Raw genomic sequence first — 17165 nt, 5'->3', positions numbered from 1 at the left:
GATATTTACACATGCTGATGTGCTTAAACCCGACTATTGTCGTGCTATTTCTCTATTAAGATTAGGTTAAGAATAATGCAACGGATCGTCAGACTATTAAACGGTTTGTGAATTATTGATGGAGATCAGTCATGGCACAGTCATACAGCGAAAAAGCCCAAAAAATATTAACGATATTCTTATGTTTCTGGGTCGCATTTTTTGAAGGTTTTGACCTTCAAGTTCCCGGGATTGCGGCGAAAGGAATTGCAGCAAGCTTTGGTTTAGATCAAATCCAAATGGGCTATGTATTTAGTCTGGGTGTCTTTGGAATGCTGTTTGGCGCATTCTTTGGCGGACGTATTGCAGATTATCTAGGACAAAAGAAAGTCCTAATGCTTTCTGTGACTATTTTTGGTCTGTTCATGTCGTTGACTGCAATTGCGCCAAGCATCGAAGTTTTATATGCAGCGCGTTTCTTTACTGGTTTGGGTTTAGGTGCGGCAATGCCAACCATGATTTCAGTCGTCGGTGATGAAGCAACGGAAGCCAACCGTGGCAAGCTAAATAGTCTGATGTATTGTGGTTTGCCGGTAGGGGCGATCTTTGTTGCCGGTCTGGCCATGTTGCTTCCGGAGATTCAATGACAAACCTTGTTCCTGATTGGGGGATTAACGCCTTTAGCACTGATTCCATTGATGGCATTTATTCTTAAAGATAAGCCTAAAGTGAATGCGGAAGTACCGGTTTCTGGCGAAGCTGTGCCGGGAATGGCTGAGGTGTTGTTCAAGCAGCGACAGTATAAAAATACAGTGCCTCTTTGGGTTGGCTTCTTTTTTACCTTGATGATCAATTATATTTTGATTAGCTGGTTGCCAAATTTACTTATGGAACAAGGTTTGCAGAAACAGCAGGCATTTTTGGTGATGTTGGTGTTCCAGGTGGGCGCTGTCATTGGAACCCTAAGCCTGGGTTATTTACTGGACCTTTTAAAGCTCTGGCAAATGGCGACTATCATTTATAGTGGCTTGTTTGTTGCCTTGGTATTGCTATTCACCACAACTTCTATTCCGTTATTAATTTTGGCGGGAGTCATGGGGGGTATTTTCTCTACAGGTGGCCAATCTATTCTGTATGGGATCTCACCAATTTTTTATTCAGGCGCAGGTAAAGTCACCGGTGTGGGTAGTGCGATCTCTCTAGGACATTTAGGGGCGATGACTGGACCATTATTAACTGGAAAAATTCTGGCATTAGGTTTGGGAACGACGGGCATTCTTGTGGCAAGTTTGCCAGCAGTGGTCGTATCGGCAGTAGCTGTCACCGCACTATCACGTTATAAGGCTGCTCATAAGTAATTGATCATTGATATCTGTCAATACAAAAAGGGAATCTGAAGATTCCTTTTTTTATCGTCGAGGTTTTTAATTGAATAAAGTCAGTCCATAAAATTTGCTAAAATATACGGATAGTAAACAGATTGATTTTTATATGGCTTATCAACTTATTCCACTCTCGATTCAGGCCACTGATAATATTGCCTGTCCACATTGTCAGCACAACGTGATTGATTGGGCAGAAGAGCAGTATGTGCAACCTTGTGAACATACCCTGTTTATTGCCATGGATATTGGCTTTGAATATATGACGGATGAATTCGAGCACAGCATGCCGCGTTCTGTAGATGATCTGCATGCCAATGATGATCAGGTGAATATGCTGGATGAAATCACCCAAGCGACTTATTCAAATTATCTGATATATAAGTCTGATCTGGGCATAGATGGGTATTTCCGCTATGTGGGTTTTACTGCATAAATCATCATCAATAAAAAAGCGCCAATCGGCGCTTTTTTATATGGAAAGATTAACTTTCTATTTCTTCTTCGATTTCATCATCCGTAGTATCCATGCCCAATTCTTTAAGCTTGCGCGTTAAAGTGTTGCGACCCCAACCTAAAAGTTCTGCGGCATGACGTTTACGGCCACGGGTTTGTTGCAAGGCTGCATTGATCAAGGTGCGTTCAAACATTGGCGTCGCAACATCCAGAAGTTTCATTTCACCATTTTTGAGTTTCTGCATCGCCCATTGACCCAGCAATTCATCCCAGTGATGCGGTGCGATCTGGTTCAGCGTTGGAATTGGCGCACCCGGATCCTGCTGATGAATTGGAATCTGTTTCAGCTCAGGTGGCAAGTCTTCAGGATAGACTTCACGACCTGTGATCATGACAGTCAGCCAGCGACAGGTATTTTCAAGTTGACGCACATTACCTTGCCATGGCAATTTCTGCATATATTCTTGGGTTTCAGGACGTAATATCTTTGGATTGACCCCAAGTTCCTTTCCGGCACGCGCCAGAAAATGCTGCGCCAGCATCGGAATATCTTCACTGCGATGTGCCAGTTTTGGAATATGAATACGAATTACATTCAGTCGATGATACAAGTCTTCACGGAAACGACCATCATGAACCAGTTTTTCCAGATCCTGATGTGTCGCTGCCACGATACGCACATCGACCTTAACCGGAATATGACCGCCAACTCGGTAGAACTCTCCATCGGCTAGGACACGCAATAAACGGGTCTGGGTCTCAAATGGCATATCGCCAATTTCATCTAAAAACAGCGTACCGCCATTTGCCTGTTCAAAACGACCTTGGCGCTGGGTATTAGCACCGGTAAATGCACCTTTCTCATGGCCGAACAGTTCAGTTTCGATCAGGTCTTTTGGAATCGCCGCCATATTGAGGGCAATAAAAGGTTTTGAACTGCGTGGTGAATGACGATGCAGGGCATGAGCTACCAGTTCTTTACCTGTACCAGACTCACCATTAATCAACACGGTAATATGCGATTGTGATAAACGGCCAATGGCACGAAACACTTCCTGCATGGCAGGCGATTCACCAATAATCTCGGTAGATTGAATTGGTGGGGCGGCTTTTGCTGATTCTTGTTGCTGTAGCTTGGTGATATGTAAAATCGCACGATTTACCAGCGCCAGTGCTTCATCAATATCAAAAGGCTTAGGTAAATATTCAAAAGCACCGGTTTGATAACTGGATACAGCCGACTCTAAGTCTGAATGCGCCGTCATAATAATCACAGGCAAGTCAGGATAATTGTGTTTAACCTTGCCCAGGAAGGTAAGACCATCAATTCCTGGCATACGGATATCGGTCAAAATCACATCGGGTGCTTCCAGACTCAGTTGATCCAGTGCAGATTGTGCTTCTTCAAAACTGGTAACGTCCAGACCTTCCTCTTTAAACGTCTTTTCCAGTACCCAGCGCATGGCGCGATCGTCATCAATCACCCATATTTTATTTCGCGACATGATTTGACTCCCAAGGTAAATATAAGCTAAAGACGGTTTTTCCAGCTACCGACTGACACTCGATCATGCCGTTGTGCTGATGAATAATATTTTGAGCAATACTGAGGCCCAGTCCGGTCCCTTTGGCACGGCTGGTGACCAGCGGATAAAACACCGATTCGATAATCTCTTCCGGCACACCTGGGCCATTGTCTTCAATATCAATCCGTACCACAGAGCGGTGAATCACCCCGTTAATAGTAAAAAGACGCTGGATCCGGGTTCTTAAAATCAGTTCCGGTTGATGTTCGACAAAGAATTCCTTGTTTTCGGTCATGGCCTGTACGGCATTGGCGCAAATATTCAAAATGACCTGAATCAATTGGTCACGGTCTGCCAGAACTTCCGGTAAGGACAAGTCGTAATCCCGGATAATCTTGATTTTCTTTTTGGTCTGGTTGGCAATCAGTGAACGTACACGTTCCAAGGGTTCATGGACATTGACCAGTTCATAGCTCGGAAGCTGGCGTGAGCCGAGCATGGTATCGGCCAGATTTCTCAGTCGATCCACTTCGCTAATGATAATGTCGGTAAATTCTTTGTATTGTGGATCATTCAAACTACGTGCCAGTAATTGAGTCGCGCCACGAATGCCACCGAGTGGATTTTTGATTTCATGCGCGACACCGCGAATCAGCTGACGCGCTACCTGATGCTGTTGCAGCAGATTTTCTTCGCGTGAAATTTTTAACATGCGATCGCGAGGATTGAGTTCGATGAGCAGTAGCGGATGATAAGGTTTACCCAGATTTAGCTGAGAAACAGTGTAGTCGACATGAATGTCTTTAAAGTTGACCAGAATAGTGGCTTCGCGGCGTGTATAAGGTTGTCCCGTAGTTAAAGTATTATTCAGGGCTTCTTCGGTATTGAACTCATCTGTCGGGTTTTGCAAAATATTGAGCACAGATGTGCCGCTCGCGCGGAATAAGCTCACATCAAATAAGGCTTCACAGGCAGAATTCAGATAATAAATATTAAGATCGCGGTCTATCAATAAGATACACGTGGTCATATTGTCCACTAAAGCACGATAGTCGATCGGAATAATTTGATCCATTCGCGGGTTTGTTCCTGTATTAAAATGGCGCAATGGCATCTTCATAAAGCAATTTAATCAATTTTAAGTTCTGATTTGATGCAAGATGCACGCCAACTTTTATGACGAGAGATTATTTATTGCGATGAAATGCAGAAATGTGACAGAGCAACACAATTCATCTTAGATATAGCGGATTAAATTGAAGCTGTAAATCTAAAATGATTCATTTTGGTGCATGAGTGGGTATGTTGAATATTTTATGGCAATATTTTAGTGCATGATGCAAAGAGTCAGGTTTTCAACTATTTTTATGATGCGAAAAGACATACAATACGCGCATTCTAGTAGAGCGAAAATTCATGAAGTCCCCCAAAGTCGGTTTTGTATCTTTAGGTTGTCCTAAGGCATTGGTAGATTCTGAACGTATTTTAACCCAGTTAAAGACTGAAGGTTATGACGTCGCTTCGGATTATGACGGTGCTGATTTAGTTGTAGTAAATACCTGTGGTTTCATTGAATCCGCAGTGCAAGAATCGCTAGATGCGATTGGTGAGGCGATGAGCGCGAATGGTCGCGTGATCGTAACAGGTTGTCTAGGTAAAGACGAAGACAAGATTCGCCAAATGCATCCCAATGTCCTGAAAGTGACAGGTGCAGCGGCATATAAAGAAGTTATGGATGCGGTTCATCAATACGTACCTGAGCCGCCAAAACACAATCCATTTATTGATCTGGTTCCAGAGCAAGGCATCCGCCTGACGCCAAAACACTATGCTTATCTGAAAATATCTGAAGGCTGCAACCATCGTTGTACCTTCTGTATTATTCCAAGCATGCGTGGCGATCTGGTTTCACGTCCAGTCGGTTCTGTGCTTGATGAAGCTGCAGCGCTGAAACGTGCCGGTGTAAAAGAAGTACTCGTCATCTCCCAGGATACTTCTGCTTATGGCCTGGACACGAAATACAAGCTGGATTTCTGGAATGGCCAGCCGGTTAAAACCAAATTCTATGACATGTGTGAAGCATTAGGTCAGTTGGGAATCTGGGTGCGTTTGCACTATGTTTACCCGTATCCGCATGTGGATGCTGTGATTGACCTGATGGCACAAGGTAAAATCCTGCCTTATCTGGATATTCCATTCCAGCACGCGAGTCCAAAAATTCTCAAACTGATGAAACGCCCTGCGCACAGTGAAAATACACTGGAGCGTTTGAAAATCTGGCGCGAGAAATGTCCTGATCTGGTGTTGCGTTCAACATTTGTGGTGGGCTTCCCGGGTGAAACTGAAGAAGACTTCCAGATGTTACTGGACTGGCTGAAAGAAGCCCAGCTGGATCGTGTGGGATGTTTTACCTATTCGCCAGTTGAAGGTGCGACAGCAAATGATTTGCCAGATCACGTTCCTGAAGAAATTAAACAAGAGCGTTATGAGCGTTTCATGCAGGTTCAGCAAGAAATCTCGGCAGCCAAACTCCAAAAACGTATCGGTCAGACCATGACTGTGCTGGTAGATGACCTGGAAGATGAATTCCCGGTAGCGGTTGCGCGTTCTTATGCAGATGCACCTGAAATTGATGGTAATGTTTTTGTTGAAGATATCGATAAAAGCGTCATCAAGGCGGGGGATTTACTTGAAGTCGAAATTACTGATGCAGATGAATACGATCTGTATGCAAAACTCATTTCAGTCAAGTCTGCTTAAGATTTTGAATTAAAAAAATTTAAATTGAATACTTTGGAGTTTGATGATGTTGGATTCTAAAAAGCCACGCTTTGGTCGCATCCTGTTAAAGCTTTCTGGTGAGGCGCTGGCAGGCAATAAAGACATGGGGATCGATGCACAAGTGCTCGATCAGATGTCACTTTCTATTGCGCACCTCGTGGGTTTAGGCGTACAAGTAGGTATTGTTGTGGGTGGTGGTAACCTGTATCGCGGTAGCCAGCTACAAAAAGATGGTCTGGTTGGCCGTGTAACTGGCGACCAGATGGGTATGCTGGCAACAGTCATGAACGGTTTGGCACTTCGCGACGCTTTGGTGCGCCGTAATATTAAAACCCGTTTAATGTCTGCATTGCCGATTGGTGCTGTAGTTGAGTCTTACTCAAGCCGTGATGCGATCCGTTACCTGACTCAGGGTGAAGTGTGTGTATTCGTGGCAGGTACAGGTAATCCGTTCTTTACGACAGATACTGCTGCTTGTTTACGTGGTATCGAAATCGAATCAGACTTGATTTTGAAAGCGACCAAAGTTGATGGCGTATATAACAAAGATCCAAGCAAATATGATGATGCGGTTAAATATGACACATTGACTTTTGACCAGGTTCTGGACGAAAAGCTGGGTGTAATGGACTTAACTGCAATCTGTTTATGTCGTGATCACAACGTGCCGCTACAAGTATTCGATATGAATAAATCTGGCGCATTGCTTTCCGTTGTGATGGGTGAAAAAGAAGGGACTCACGTTACCAATTAATGACGTGAGCACCAAAGCACTTTATACTACACGCTAATTTAGTAATAACCTCTTTTCAAGAATTAAGTAAGGAAGATCATATGATTAACGATCTTAAAAAAGACAGCGAAGACCGTATGAACAAAACTCTAGAATCTCTAGAGCATGGTTTTGCAAAAGTTCGTACCGGTCGTGCGCATCCATCAATTTTAAATAACGTGATGGTTTCTTACTATGGTTCAGACGTTCCATTGAACCAGGTGGCAAACGTAGGTGTTGAAGATTCACGTACTTTGTTAATCCAGCCTTTCGAACGTTCAATGGTTTCTGCAATTGATAAAGCGATTCGTGAATCTGACTTGGGTCTGAACCCAATTACAGCAGATGCGATTCGTGTACCGATGGCGGCGTTGACTGAAGAAACGCGTCGTGACATGCAAAAAGTTGCGCGTAATGAAGCAGAAAATGCCAAAGTAGCGATCCGTAACATCCGTCGTGATGTATTGGGCGATATCAAGGCTTTGTTGAAAGAAAAAGAAATTTCTGAAGACGAAGAGCGTCGTGCTGCTGACGAAATCCAGAAAATTACTGACAAATTTGTTGCTGAAGTTGACAAGCGCTTGGCTGCGAAAGAAGCTGAATTGATGAAGGTCTAATTCATCGATGACCGTTGCTGAAGAAAATCCCCGTCTTCCGAAACATGTTGCCATCATCATGGATGGCAACAATCGTTTTGCCAAAAAAAATCAGATGCAGAAAGGTGATGGACACCGTGAAGGAAAAACGGTTCTGGATCCGATTGTTGAACACTGTAAAAAAAGAAATATCCAGGCTTTAACTGTATTTGCCTTTTCCAGTGAAAACTGGAATCGTCCACAGTTTGAAGTTGAATTGCTCATGAAATTGCTGGTTGACACCATTCATGAACAATTACCCCGCATGGAAAAATTCAATATTGCCTTACGCTTTATCGGTGATCGCAGCCGTTTGTCCCCAGAATTACAGGGGCTTATGTTGCATGCCGAAGAAAGGACTGCTAATTTCAATAGTATGACACTCACTATTGCAATCAGTTATGGTGGTATGTGGGATATGGCACAAGCTGCACAGCGAATTGCCAGCGATGTTTTAACAAATAAATTAGATCTTGATGCAATTAATACTGATGTATTTGGTCAATATGTCAGCCTTGGTGATTTACCTGCAGTTGATCTGCTGATTCGTACGGGTGGGGACTTCCGTCTGTCGAATTTCCTGTTGTGGCAGGCAGCCTATGCAGAGCTGTATTTCACTGAGACGCTATGGCCAGAATTTACCGTTGAAGAACTTGATGATGCACTTGCCGTATTTGGCGGGCGTGAACGTCGTTTTGGTAAAACATCAGAACAGATTCATCAGGAAAAACTTGAGAATTAATACATGTTTGAGCGGATTATAACCGCATTGGTGTTGGTAGCAGTTGTACTGAGCTGTATGTTTGCTACTGAATCACATTATCCAATGTTTGTATTGATGGTTCTTGCTGCTGGGGTGGCCGGTTATGAGTGGTTCAAACTCATGCCGCGAAAATTTAAATATGTCATCAAACCTGTTGCTTGGGGATATGGAGTGCTCACTGCAGCACTTTCAGCTTTGGCATTGTATTTTGCCGAAGTTGCCTTATTGTTATGGGTGGCTTCTATAATTACTTGGTTGCTCAGCATTTACTGGGTTAAAACCTATCCTGAATATGATGGCTGGTACAACGCCAGCCTGCACGGAATCGGCGTAGTTCTGATCTCTGCTGCGGTTACTGCAATTTTCTCTGTCTGGCAAAGTTCACCGTGGTGGCTGATGTACCTGTTTTTACTGGTATGGGGCGCAGATAGTGGTGCGTATTTTGTGGGTCGTAAATTTGGCAAGAAAAAGTTGGCGCCGAATGTTAGTCCTAATAAATCTGTGGAAGGGCTGTATGGTGGTATTGTTACTTCAATGCTGATTGTAACGGCAGTTGCCTTACTTTATCTGGATATGACCTGGCCAGAACTGATTTTATTCCTGATTCTCTCTGTGGTTACAGTATTTAGTTCGGTACTGGGTGACCTGTTTGAATCCATGATCAAACGTCGTGCCGGTATTAAGGATTCAGGTCGAATTTTGCCAGGACATGGCGGAGTACTGGATCGTATTGATTCTTTGCTTGCTGCAGCTCCAATCTTTGCAGCAGGTATGGCTGTTTTAAAACTTATTGGTGTAGATTTATAAATGTCACAAGCAGTTTGTATACTGGGTGCTACAGGTTCCATTGGTCAAAGTACTTTAAAAATCTTGCAGCGACATCCTGAAGCATACTCGGTTTTTGCTGTGACCGCGCAAAGTCGTATCGAGGAGCTGGTTGAAATTTGCCGGCAATACCGTCCTAAAGTGGCGGTGGTGCCGGCTGAAAAAGTAGATGAACTCTCAAAACGACTCCAGCAACATCATTTGGCTAATATTGAAATTCTGCAAGATGAAGCCGGTTTAATTGCTGTGGCTGAACACGCTGATGTTGATATTGTGATGGCAGCAATCGTTGGGGCTGCAGGATTATTGCCGACATTGGCTGCTGTGAAAGCGGGTAAACGCGTACTGTTGGCCAATAAAGAAGCTTTGGTGATGTCGGGTGACATCATGATGCAGGCAGCGCGCGATCATGGGGCATTACTGCTTCCCGTTGACTCTGAACATAACGCGATTTTCCAATGTCTGCCACAGCATTATTTTGAGGCAGAGCGTCATGGCAAGCCCAAACTGGGTGTATCCCAGATTCTGCTGACCGCGTCGGGTGGGCCGTTTCTGAACCATAGCATGCAGCAACTTGAAGAGGTCACACCTGCCCAAGCTTGCAAGCATCCTAACTGGTCCATGGGTCAAAAAATTTCAGTCGATTCTGCTACCTTGATGAATAAAGGTTTAGAATTGATCGAAGCCTGCCATTTGTTTGCAGTTCAAGAACAATTTGTTACAGTTGTTGTGCATCCACAGAGTATTATTCACTCCATGGTTCAATACGTTGATGGTTCGACTTTGGCACAAATGGGTAATCCAGATATGGGCACGCCTATTGCACATGCTTTGGCATGGCCTGAGCGTATTAGTACGCATGTGGCGCCACTGGATCTGTTTATGCATTCACAACTTAATTTTCAAGAACCGGATATGCTCCGTTTCCCTGCATTAAAACTGGCCCGTCAGGCCATGCAGAGTGGCGGAATTGCACCTACGATTTTAAATGCGGCCAATGAAATTGCAGTTGCTGCATTTTTAAATCAACAGATCAGATTTACCCAAATTCCTCAGGTAGTTGAGCATGTCCTAAATCAGATGGACAATCAACCTGCACATGATCTGGACGCTATCTTGCAAGCAGATCAAATGGCACGAGGTGTATCACAGCAATACGTTGTGAGTAAAGGAAGTTAAGATATGAATGCCTTGTTTATGATTGCCGCAGCAATTCTCTTACTCGGTCCCTTAATTGCGATTCACGAGTTCGGTCACTATATTGTGGCGCGTAAACTGGGCGTTAAAGTATTGGTCTATTCGATTGGATTTGGGCCAACATTATTAAAATGGACCTCGAAAAAATCCGGAATTCAGTATCAATTGTCTGCCTTGCCTTTGGGTGGCTATGTCAAGATGCTGGATGAACGTGAAGGTAATGTCGCTGAAGAAGACTTACCCAAAGCTTTTAATCGTCAGCATCCGTGGAAAAGAATCGCCATCGTGGCAGCGGGACCATTAATCAACCTGATTTTTGCAGTTCTTCTATTCTGGGTGTTATTTTTACCGGCACAAGAACAGCTCAATACCCGTGTAGGCAAAATTTTACCAAATACGCCTGCTGCAACCGTACAAATGCAGCCGGGCGACAAAATTGTAGCTGTGGATGGTACTCAGGTGGAAACTTGGGAAAAACTCAGTTATGCCTTGGTAGATCGTGTTGGTGAAACTGGCGTAGTTTCTATTCAGGCAGATCGCGCTGGTGAAAACAAACTGTTTCAGTTGCCGATTCAAAACTATTTAAAAGATCAAAGTCAATCGCCGCTAGAAAGCCTGGGGTTCTTGCCTTATCGGCCAGAAATTCCGGCAGTGATCAGCAAGCTGAGTGAAGATGGTGCAGCCATCCGTCAAGGTTTGAAAGAAGGCGACAAGATCCTGGCTATTGACGGCGTTCAGATGAAAGACTGGTTTGATGTGGTGCAGGTGGTACAGGCATCTCCAGAAAAATTACTCAAAATGGATGTTCTACGCGAAAATCAGGTGGTTCAGCTAGAAGTCATGCCGCAAGGCAAACGTGACAATATGGGCAATGTGACCGGTATGCTGGGCGTACAAAGCGATCCGGGTAAACTGAATATTCCTGCAGAATATAAACAGACCATTCATTACTCGCCAGGCGAAGCACTGGTAATGGCGTTTGATAAAACAGCACATTTATCTTCGATGATTCTGAACTCGATTGTCAAAATGGTACGTGGCCTGATTGGCCTGGATAATTTATCAGGTCCAATTACCATCGCCAAAGTGGCAGGACAAAGCGCAGAAATGGGCTGGGAAACTTTTATTTCCTTTATGGCGCTAATGAGTGTAAGTTTAGGAATATTAAATCTACTACCCATTCCAATGCTTGATGGCGGACATCTGGTTTACTATTTTGTTGAATTAATTCGTGGTAAACCTGTTTCCGAACAAATACAATTGGTTGGACTAAAAATTGGTATGGTACTGCTCGGCAGTATGATGCTTCTGGCATTATTTAATGATTTTATGCGTTTATAACAACGTAAATGGAATAAATTAACAGCGGAAAAGACTGGCATGCAGCACACACATTTATTTATGCCTCTGGCACTCGTTAGTGCAATGGCAGTAGCACAACAAGTATATGCAGCAGATGAATTCATTGTACAAGATATAAAATTTGATGGATTAGTACGTTTAACTCCTGACAATGTGTATGGCCTAGTGCCGATTAACAGTGGTGATCGGGTCAATGATCCAGTCATTGCCAATGCAATTCGTAGCATGTATGCATCAGGCCTGTTTGATGACATTAAAGCCGTTCAGCAGGGCAATACCTTGGTTTTCCAAGTTGTTGAACGCCCGGTCATTTCGAAAATCGAATTGAAAGGCAATAAGCTGATTCCTAAGGAAGCACTTGAAGAAGGCCTGAAAAAAATGGGTCTGGCTGAAGGCGAAGTGCTGAAAAAATCAGCACTGCAAACCATTGAAACTGAACTTGAACAGCAATACATGCAGCAAGGTCGTTATGATGCCGATATTACGGTCACCACGACGCCTCGACCAAATAACCGTGTTGAATTGCTGATTGATTTTATTGAAGGTAAAGCGGCTAAAGTTTTCGATATCAATATTATCGGGAATACCGTATTTAAAGAGTCTGATATCAAGCAGGCCTTTGCCGTAAAAGAAAGTGGCTGGAGTTCGGTCATTTCGCGTAATGACCGTTATGCACGTGAAAAGATGGCGGCGAGCCTAGAAGCTTTGCGTGCCATGTATCTGAATCGCGGTTATATCAATTTTAATATTACCAATTCCAGTCTGAACTTGAGTGAAGATAAAAAGAATGTTTTCATCGAAGTTTCTGTGGATGAAGGCGAACAATTTAAATTTGGTCAAACCAAATATTTAGGTGATGCACTTTATAAGACTGAAGAATTACAGGCTTTACAAATTTTCAAAGAAGGCGAAATTTATTCGCAGGAAAAAGTCAACGCGGTTAAGCAGTTATTGCAGCGTAAGTATGGTAATGCAGGTTATTACTATGCAGAAGTCAATATTGTTCCTCAAATTAACAACGAAACCAAACTGGTTGATCTAAATTATTATATTAATCCGGGTCAGCAAGTCACGGTGCGACGTATTAATTTCACTGGTAATACGAAAACTGCAGATGAAGTACTACGTCGTGAAATGCGCCAAATGGAAGGTGCACTTGCTAGTAATGAAAAGATTGACCTGTCTAAGGTCCGTCTGGAGCGTACCGGGTTCTTTAAAACTGTCGATATCAAACCTGCACGTATTCCGGGTGCACCAGATCAGGTGGACTTGAATGTTGCCGTTGAAGAGCAGCATTCAGGGACCAGTACTCTTGCAGTTGGTTTCTCACAAAGCGGTGGTGTAACTTTCCAGGCAGGTTTAAGTCAGACCAACTTCCTGGGTACAGGTAATAGTGTTTCAATCGATTTGTCGCGTTCTGAAACCCAAGATTATTATAACTTGAGCGTGATGGACCCGTACTTCACCATTGATGGTGTGCGTCGCGGCTATAACATGTATTACCGTAAAACCAAGCTGGATGATGATTATAACGTCAATAACTATGTGACAGACAGTTTCGGTGGTGGGATTAACTTTGGTTATCCAATTGATGAAAACCAGAGTGTTAGCCTAGGCCTGAACATTGATCAGACCGATGTGACCACTGGTCCATATGTGTCGACTTATGTTGCTGATTATTTGGAACGTAATGGCGGAAAAGAAACAAAAAGTGGTGAGTATTGTCCTCAAGCATTAGTTCCAATTAAAGATTCTGCTGGGAATGTTACTGGTTACCAGCCTTGCCCTAATCCAGTTCCATATGGTCAAGAATTCCAGGGTGATTTTTTGACTTATAACCTTAATTTAGGTTGGTCTTATAATACCTTAAATAGACCGATGTTCCCGACAACGGGTATGTCACATCGTGTCAATGCTGAAATTGCCTTGCCAGGTAGTGATGTCGAGTATCAAAAAGTCACTTATGACGCTCAGGCATTTTTCCCATTAGGCAAAGATTTTGTCCTGCGCGGTTATGGTAAGTTGGGTTATGGTAATGACTTGCCATTCTACAAGAATTTCTATGCAGGTGGTTTTGGTTCGGTTCGTGGTTATGAAAATAGTACATTAGGTCCTAAATATCCAGGTGTATATTTCTCTGATACAGGTCAAACGGATCCTTCTCCTGAGGAAGTAGGTGGTAATGCACTAATTCAATTTGGTACCGAATTAGTGCTTCCAGTACCATTTAAAGGGGATTGGGCACGTCAGGTTCGTCCAGTCATCTTTGCTGAAGGTGCACAAGTGTTTGATATCCAATGTGATGTATCAAATGAAAATATTTTCGTTAATGGCACTTCAGTAAATGGAAAGCAGTACTGTAAAGATAACTTCGGTTTCGATGCAGATAATATGCGCTATAGCGTGGGTGCAGGTTTCACCTGGATCACTATGATTGGACCATTATCACTTAGCTATGCTTATCCGTTGAATAAAAAAGACGGTGATGATACTAAAAACATCCAGTTCGAAATTGGACGTACTTTCTAAAATCGTTTTGACCTAGAAACTAAATTTTGCTCATAAAGCCTGCAGGTTTTGTGAGCAAATTTTTTTGAATGAGTAATAATATGAAAAAAATGATTATGGCAATGAGCCTGGCTTTGGCAAGTGTTGCTCCTTTGACTCAAGCGGCTAGTATGGGGGTAATTGACTTGGAGCGTGTGGTTGAAGGTAGTACTTATCTGAAACAACAAAACACGATATTCCAGCAAAAAATTCAGCCACAAACCACTAAGATTGAGCAACTCAGCAAAGAGCTGGAAACTTTGCAGCAACGTGCTCAATCCAATACCAAGCTCAGTGAGACTGAAAAACAGAAAATGTCTGTGCAATATCAGGCTAAGTTGCAAGAATTGAATCAGTTACAGCAATCTGTACAGACGAATGTCCAAAGCTCGATTCAGCAGATCCGAATTGTATTTGATGCACGGGTAAAGCAAATTGCTGAACAATTGCGTAGAGAAAACAACCTGGATGTGGTTTTAAATAAAAATTCAGCGCTTGCTTATGATGCTAAATATGATTTAACTGATAAAATGATTCAAAAGGTTAATGCAATTAAATAATCAATGAATCATCAACAGCTTCAGTTAGCTGATCTCGCTCGCCTGGTTCAGGGCGAGTGCATAGGTCAGACAGATTTACGTTTGAGCGCTTTGGCCAGTCTTGAACAGGCAACTTCACACGATCTGGCATTTGTGAATGCCGATAAATATGTAGAGCAGGCCAATCAAAGTCAGGCAGGTGCTTTAATTGTCACGGCTGAACTAAAACAACAGATAACTTCACATCAAAACTTTATTGTTGTGGCAAATCCCTATCTGGCTTTTGCGATTCTGACGCATGTCTTTGAGAAAAAACATCGCCAGCGTGGCATTGAGAGTACTGCTCAAATTCACCCGTCGGCAGTGATTGCGGACGATGCTTATATTGGTCATTACGTGGTGATTGGTGAGCATTGTGTCGTGGGTGCGAATACGATTGTTCAGGCGCATGTGCAGATCGATGATGATGTCGAGATCGGTCAGGACTGTTTTATTGACTCACATGTGACCCTCACCGGCGCAGCAAAAATTGGTAATCGGGTGCACATTCATGCCAATAGCGTGATTGGTAGCGAAGGGTTTGGTTTTGCACCTTATCAGGGTAAATGGCACCGTATTGCGCAATTAGGTTCTGTATGCATTGAGGATGATGTGCGTATTGGGTCAAATTGTAGCGTAGACCGTGGTGCACTGGATGATACGATTTTGCAACAGGGTGTGATCATTGATAATCTTGTGCAAATCGCACATAACGTTAAAATTGGTGCACATACCGCGATTGCTGCAAAAACTGCCGTTGCAGGAAGTGTTTCAATTGGCAAAAACTGTATCATTGGTGGTGCCTCTGCGATTTCTGGACACTTGAATATTGCTGATAATGTGACGTTGACCGGAATGTCAATGGTGACAAATAATATTTCTGAAGCTGGAAAATATTCATCCGGGATTGGTCTGTTTGAAAATCAGAAATGGAAACGTACCGTGGTTCGCCTCAGACAATTAGCAGATGTGCCATTGACCCAGGTGATCAAACGACTAGATCATATGCAATCTCAGATTGAGTCCATTGAATCAACATTTAAGTTGCGTAAATAATTATGATGACAGAGTCGAATTTGCCTACATTCACGAAGCCTGAATTGCCAATGAATATTCAAAAGATTCGTGAATATTTGCCCCATCGCTATCCATTTTTATTGGTTGATCGCGTCGTCGAAATTACCGATAATGGCATTGTTGGTTATAAAAACGTCTCAATTAATGAAGAGTTTTTACAAGGCCATTTTCCGAATTATCCAATTATGCCAGGTGTACTGATTGTTGAGGCACTGGCACAAATCTCTGGAATTCTGGGTTTTGTGATGAATAACGAAGTACCAAGTGAAGGTTCTTTGTTCCTGTTTGCCGGTGCGGAAAAAGTTAGATTTAAAAAACAGGTGGTTGCAGGTGACCAATTGGTTTTAAAATCTGAATTAGTGATGCAAAAGCGGGGCATTTACAAATATAATTGTATTGCCACTGTAGATGGCGTCGTCGCAACAACCGCGGAAATTATGGTTTCGCATCAAAAAGTCGAGCAGGCATGAGCAATAATCCCCTTATTCATCCAACTGCCATTATTGACCCGTCAGCAGTCATTGCTGCTGATGTAGAAATTGGCCCATATTGTATTATCGGGCCAAATGTCACTATTGGTGCGGGTAGCAAACTTCATTCACACGTGGTGGTGGGTGGCTATACGCGTATAGGTGAATATAATGAAATTTTCCAGTTCGCCAGTGTAGGCGAGGTGTGTCAGGATCTTAAGTATGCTGGTGAAGAAACCTGGCTTGAGATTGGCGATCACAACAAGATTCGTGAGCATTGCAGTCTGCATCGTGGTACGGTTCAGGACCAGAGCCTGACCAAGATCGGTAGTCATAACCTGCTCATGGTCAATACTCATATTGCACATGACTGTATGGTTGGAGATTATAATATCTTTGCCAATAACGTCGGTGTGGCTGGACATGTCCATGTCGGGGACTACGTCGTCATTGGCGGAAACTCGGGCATTCATCAGTTCTGTAAGATTGATTCTTATAGCATGATTGGTGGTGCATCACTGATTTTGAAAGATGTGCCGGCTTATGTGATGGTTTCAGGTAATCCTGCGCATGCATTTGCCATGAATATTGAAGGCATGCGTCGTAAAGGCTGGTCGAAGACCGTAATCAGCGGTTTACGTGATGCCTTTAAACTGATTTATAAATCAGGTTTAACGACTCAGGAAGCAATCGAGCAGATCCGTACAGGAATTTTGCCGGAAGTGGCTGAAGTACAACGTCTAATTGACTCTCTTGAACAGTCGAAGCGCGGCATTGTGCGCTAAATGTTTGAGGTAATAAAAAAGACACCTGAA

Annotated in this window: 15 protein-coding genes and 1 pseudogene; 14 read left to right on the top strand and 2 right to left on the bottom strand. The window is 43.2% G+C overall.

The window, feature by feature from the left end; all coding sequences use genetic code 11:
- The first annotated feature begins 131 nt into the window (after positions 1–131).
- Together mhpT and PYW33_RS08780 are read left to right on the top strand one after the other, a co-directional pair.
- A pseudogene (gene mhpT / locus PYW33_RS16895) lies at positions 132–1337 on the top strand (3-(3-hydroxy-phenyl)propionate transporter MhpT).
- Between the two features lie 133 nt (positions 1338–1470).
- Positions 1471–1797, top strand: coding sequence for a hypothetical protein (locus tag PYW33_RS08780; protein ID WP_004279890.1), 327 nt, complete (start codon positions 1471–1473; stop codon positions 1795–1797).
- Positions 1798–1846: 49 nt separating this feature from the next.
- On the opposite strand, the gene glnG is transcribed toward PYW33_RS08780, so the two are convergent.
- Entirely contained in the window at positions 1847–3322 is a 1476-nt protein-coding gene (gene glnG, locus PYW33_RS08775; RefSeq protein ID WP_004646710.1) for a nitrogen regulation protein NR(I), read from the bottom strand.
- Positions 3309–4418: a nitrogen regulation protein NR(II) gene (glnL, locus tag PYW33_RS08770; protein WP_004646711.1), complete on the bottom strand. Its 1110-nt coding sequence runs from the start codon at positions 4416–4418 to the stop codon at positions 3309–3311. Before glnL ends, glnG begins: the two co-directional genes overlap by 14 nt.
- A 341-nt stretch (positions 4419–4759) precedes the next feature.
- Here glnL and rimO point away from each other — a divergent pair, with 341 nt between their 5' ends.
- The 12 genes from rimO (at position 4760) to lpxA (ending at position 17135) form a co-directional block, all read left to right on the top strand.
- The gene (rimO, locus tag PYW33_RS08765) at positions 4760–6103 is read left to right on the top strand and encodes a 30S ribosomal protein S12 methylthiotransferase RimO (RefSeq protein ID WP_004646712.1); all 1344 of its coding nucleotides are present in this window, start codon (positions 4760–4762) and stop codon (positions 6101–6103) included.
- 46 nt (positions 6104–6149) lie between these two features.
- Complete coding sequence (gene pyrH / locus PYW33_RS08760; protein ID WP_004646713.1) at positions 6150–6878, top strand: UMP kinase; 729 nt, start codon at positions 6150–6152, stop codon at positions 6876–6878.
- 80 nt (positions 6879–6958) lie between these two features.
- Positions 6959–7513 (top strand): ribosome recycling factor, encoded by a 555-nt coding sequence (gene frr / locus PYW33_RS08755; RefSeq protein ID WP_004279885.1) that lies wholly within the window; start codon positions 6959–6961, stop codon positions 7511–7513.
- A gap of 7 nt (positions 7514–7520) precedes the next feature.
- On the top strand, positions 7521–8273 hold the full coding sequence (gene uppS / locus PYW33_RS08750) for a polyprenyl diphosphate synthase (protein ID WP_004646714.1): 753 nt from the start codon (positions 7521–7523) through the stop codon (positions 8271–8273).
- Positions 8274–8276: 3 nt separating this feature from the next.
- Positions 8277–9101, top strand: a complete 825-nt coding sequence (locus PYW33_RS08745; protein ID WP_004646715.1) for a phosphatidate cytidylyltransferase — start codon at positions 8277–8279, stop codon at positions 9099–9101.
- A complete protein-coding gene (gene ispC / locus PYW33_RS08740; protein ID WP_004646717.1) occupies positions 9102–10298 on the top strand; it encodes a 1-deoxy-D-xylulose-5-phosphate reductoisomerase in 1197 nt (398 codons plus the stop codon).
- A gap of 3 nt (positions 10299–10301) precedes the next feature.
- Complete coding sequence (gene rseP / locus PYW33_RS08735) at positions 10302–11657, top strand: RIP metalloprotease RseP (protein ID WP_004646718.1); 1356 nt, start codon at positions 10302–10304, stop codon at positions 11655–11657.
- Between the two features lie 39 nt (positions 11658–11696).
- A complete protein-coding gene (bamA, locus tag PYW33_RS08730; RefSeq protein WP_004646719.1) occupies positions 11697–14207 on the top strand; it encodes an outer membrane protein assembly factor BamA in 2511 nt (836 codons plus the stop codon).
- Positions 14208–14287: 80 nt separating this feature from the next.
- Complete coding sequence (locus tag PYW33_RS08725; RefSeq protein ID WP_004646720.1) at positions 14288–14785, top strand: OmpH/Skp family outer membrane protein; 498 nt, start codon at positions 14288–14290, stop codon at positions 14783–14785.
- 3 nt (positions 14786–14788) lie between these two features.
- Positions 14789–15859 (top strand): UDP-3-O-(3-hydroxymyristoyl)glucosamine N-acyltransferase, encoded by a 1071-nt coding sequence (lpxD, locus tag PYW33_RS08720; RefSeq protein ID WP_216980630.1) that lies wholly within the window; start codon positions 14789–14791, stop codon positions 15857–15859.
- A 5-nt stretch (positions 15860–15864) separates the two neighbouring features.
- Positions 15865–16350: a 3-hydroxyacyl-ACP dehydratase FabZ gene (fabZ, locus tag PYW33_RS08715; RefSeq protein WP_026055766.1), complete on the top strand. Its 486-nt coding sequence runs from the start codon at positions 15865–15867 to the stop codon at positions 16348–16350.
- Entirely contained in the window at positions 16347–17135 is a 789-nt protein-coding gene (lpxA, locus tag PYW33_RS08710) for an acyl-ACP--UDP-N-acetylglucosamine O-acyltransferase (RefSeq protein ID WP_004279876.1), read from the top strand. The genes fabZ and lpxA overlap by 4 nt, the downstream gene beginning before the upstream one ends.
- The last annotated feature ends 30 nt before the right edge of the window (positions 17136–17165 follow it).

Source organism: Acinetobacter lwoffii (assembly GCF_029024105.1).
Taxonomy (GTDB): Bacteria; Pseudomonadota; Gammaproteobacteria; order Pseudomonadales; family Moraxellaceae; genus Acinetobacter; species Acinetobacter lwoffii.
This window is presented reverse-complemented; position numbering and strand designations above follow the sequence as displayed.

Bases quoted from the DNA above. Each gene is read 5' to 3' on its own strand.
- ispC (WP_004646717.1), top strand. From the start codon at position 9,102: ATGTCACAAGCAGTTTGTATACTGGGTGCTACAGGTTCCATTGGTCAA.
- PYW33_RS08745 (WP_004646715.1), top strand. From the start codon at position 8,277: ATGTTTGAGCGGATTATAACCGCATTGGTGTTGGTAGCAGTTGTACTG.
- bamA (WP_004646719.1), top strand. From the start codon at position 11,697: ATGCAGCACACACATTTATTTATGCCTCTGGCACTCGTTAGTGCAATG.
- fabZ (WP_026055766.1), top strand. From the start codon at position 15,865: ATGACAGAGTCGAATTTGCCTACATTCACGAAGCCTGAATTGCCAATG.
- glnL (WP_004646711.1), bottom strand. From the start codon at position 4,418: ATGGATCAAATTATTCCGATCGACTATCGTGCTTTAGTGGACAATATG.
- glnG (WP_004646710.1), bottom strand. From the start codon at position 3,322: ATGTCGCGAAATAAAATATGGGTGATTGATGACGATCGCGCCATGCGC.
- lpxA (WP_004279876.1), top strand. From the start codon at position 16,347: ATGAGCAATAATCCCCTTATTCATCCAACTGCCATTATTGACCCGTCA.
- pyrH (WP_004646713.1), top strand. From the start codon at position 6,150: ATGTTGGATTCTAAAAAGCCACGCTTTGGTCGCATCCTGTTAAAGCTT.
- frr (WP_004279885.1), top strand. From the start codon at position 6,959: ATGATTAACGATCTTAAAAAAGACAGCGAAGACCGTATGAACAAAACT.
- uppS (WP_004646714.1), top strand. From the start codon at position 7,521: ATGACCGTTGCTGAAGAAAATCCCCGTCTTCCGAAACATGTTGCCATC.
- rimO (WP_004646712.1), top strand. From the start codon at position 4,760: ATGAAGTCCCCCAAAGTCGGTTTTGTATCTTTAGGTTGTCCTAAGGCA.
- PYW33_RS08780 (WP_004279890.1), top strand. From the start codon at position 1,471: ATGGCTTATCAACTTATTCCACTCTCGATTCAGGCCACTGATAATATT.
- lpxD (WP_216980630.1), top strand. From the start codon at position 14,789: ATGAATCATCAACAGCTTCAGTTAGCTGATCTCGCTCGCCTGGTTCAG.
- rseP (WP_004646718.1), top strand. From the start codon at position 10,302: ATGAATGCCTTGTTTATGATTGCCGCAGCAATTCTCTTACTCGGTCCC.
- PYW33_RS08725 (WP_004646720.1), top strand. From the start codon at position 14,288: ATGAAAAAAATGATTATGGCAATGAGCCTGGCTTTGGCAAGTGTTGCT.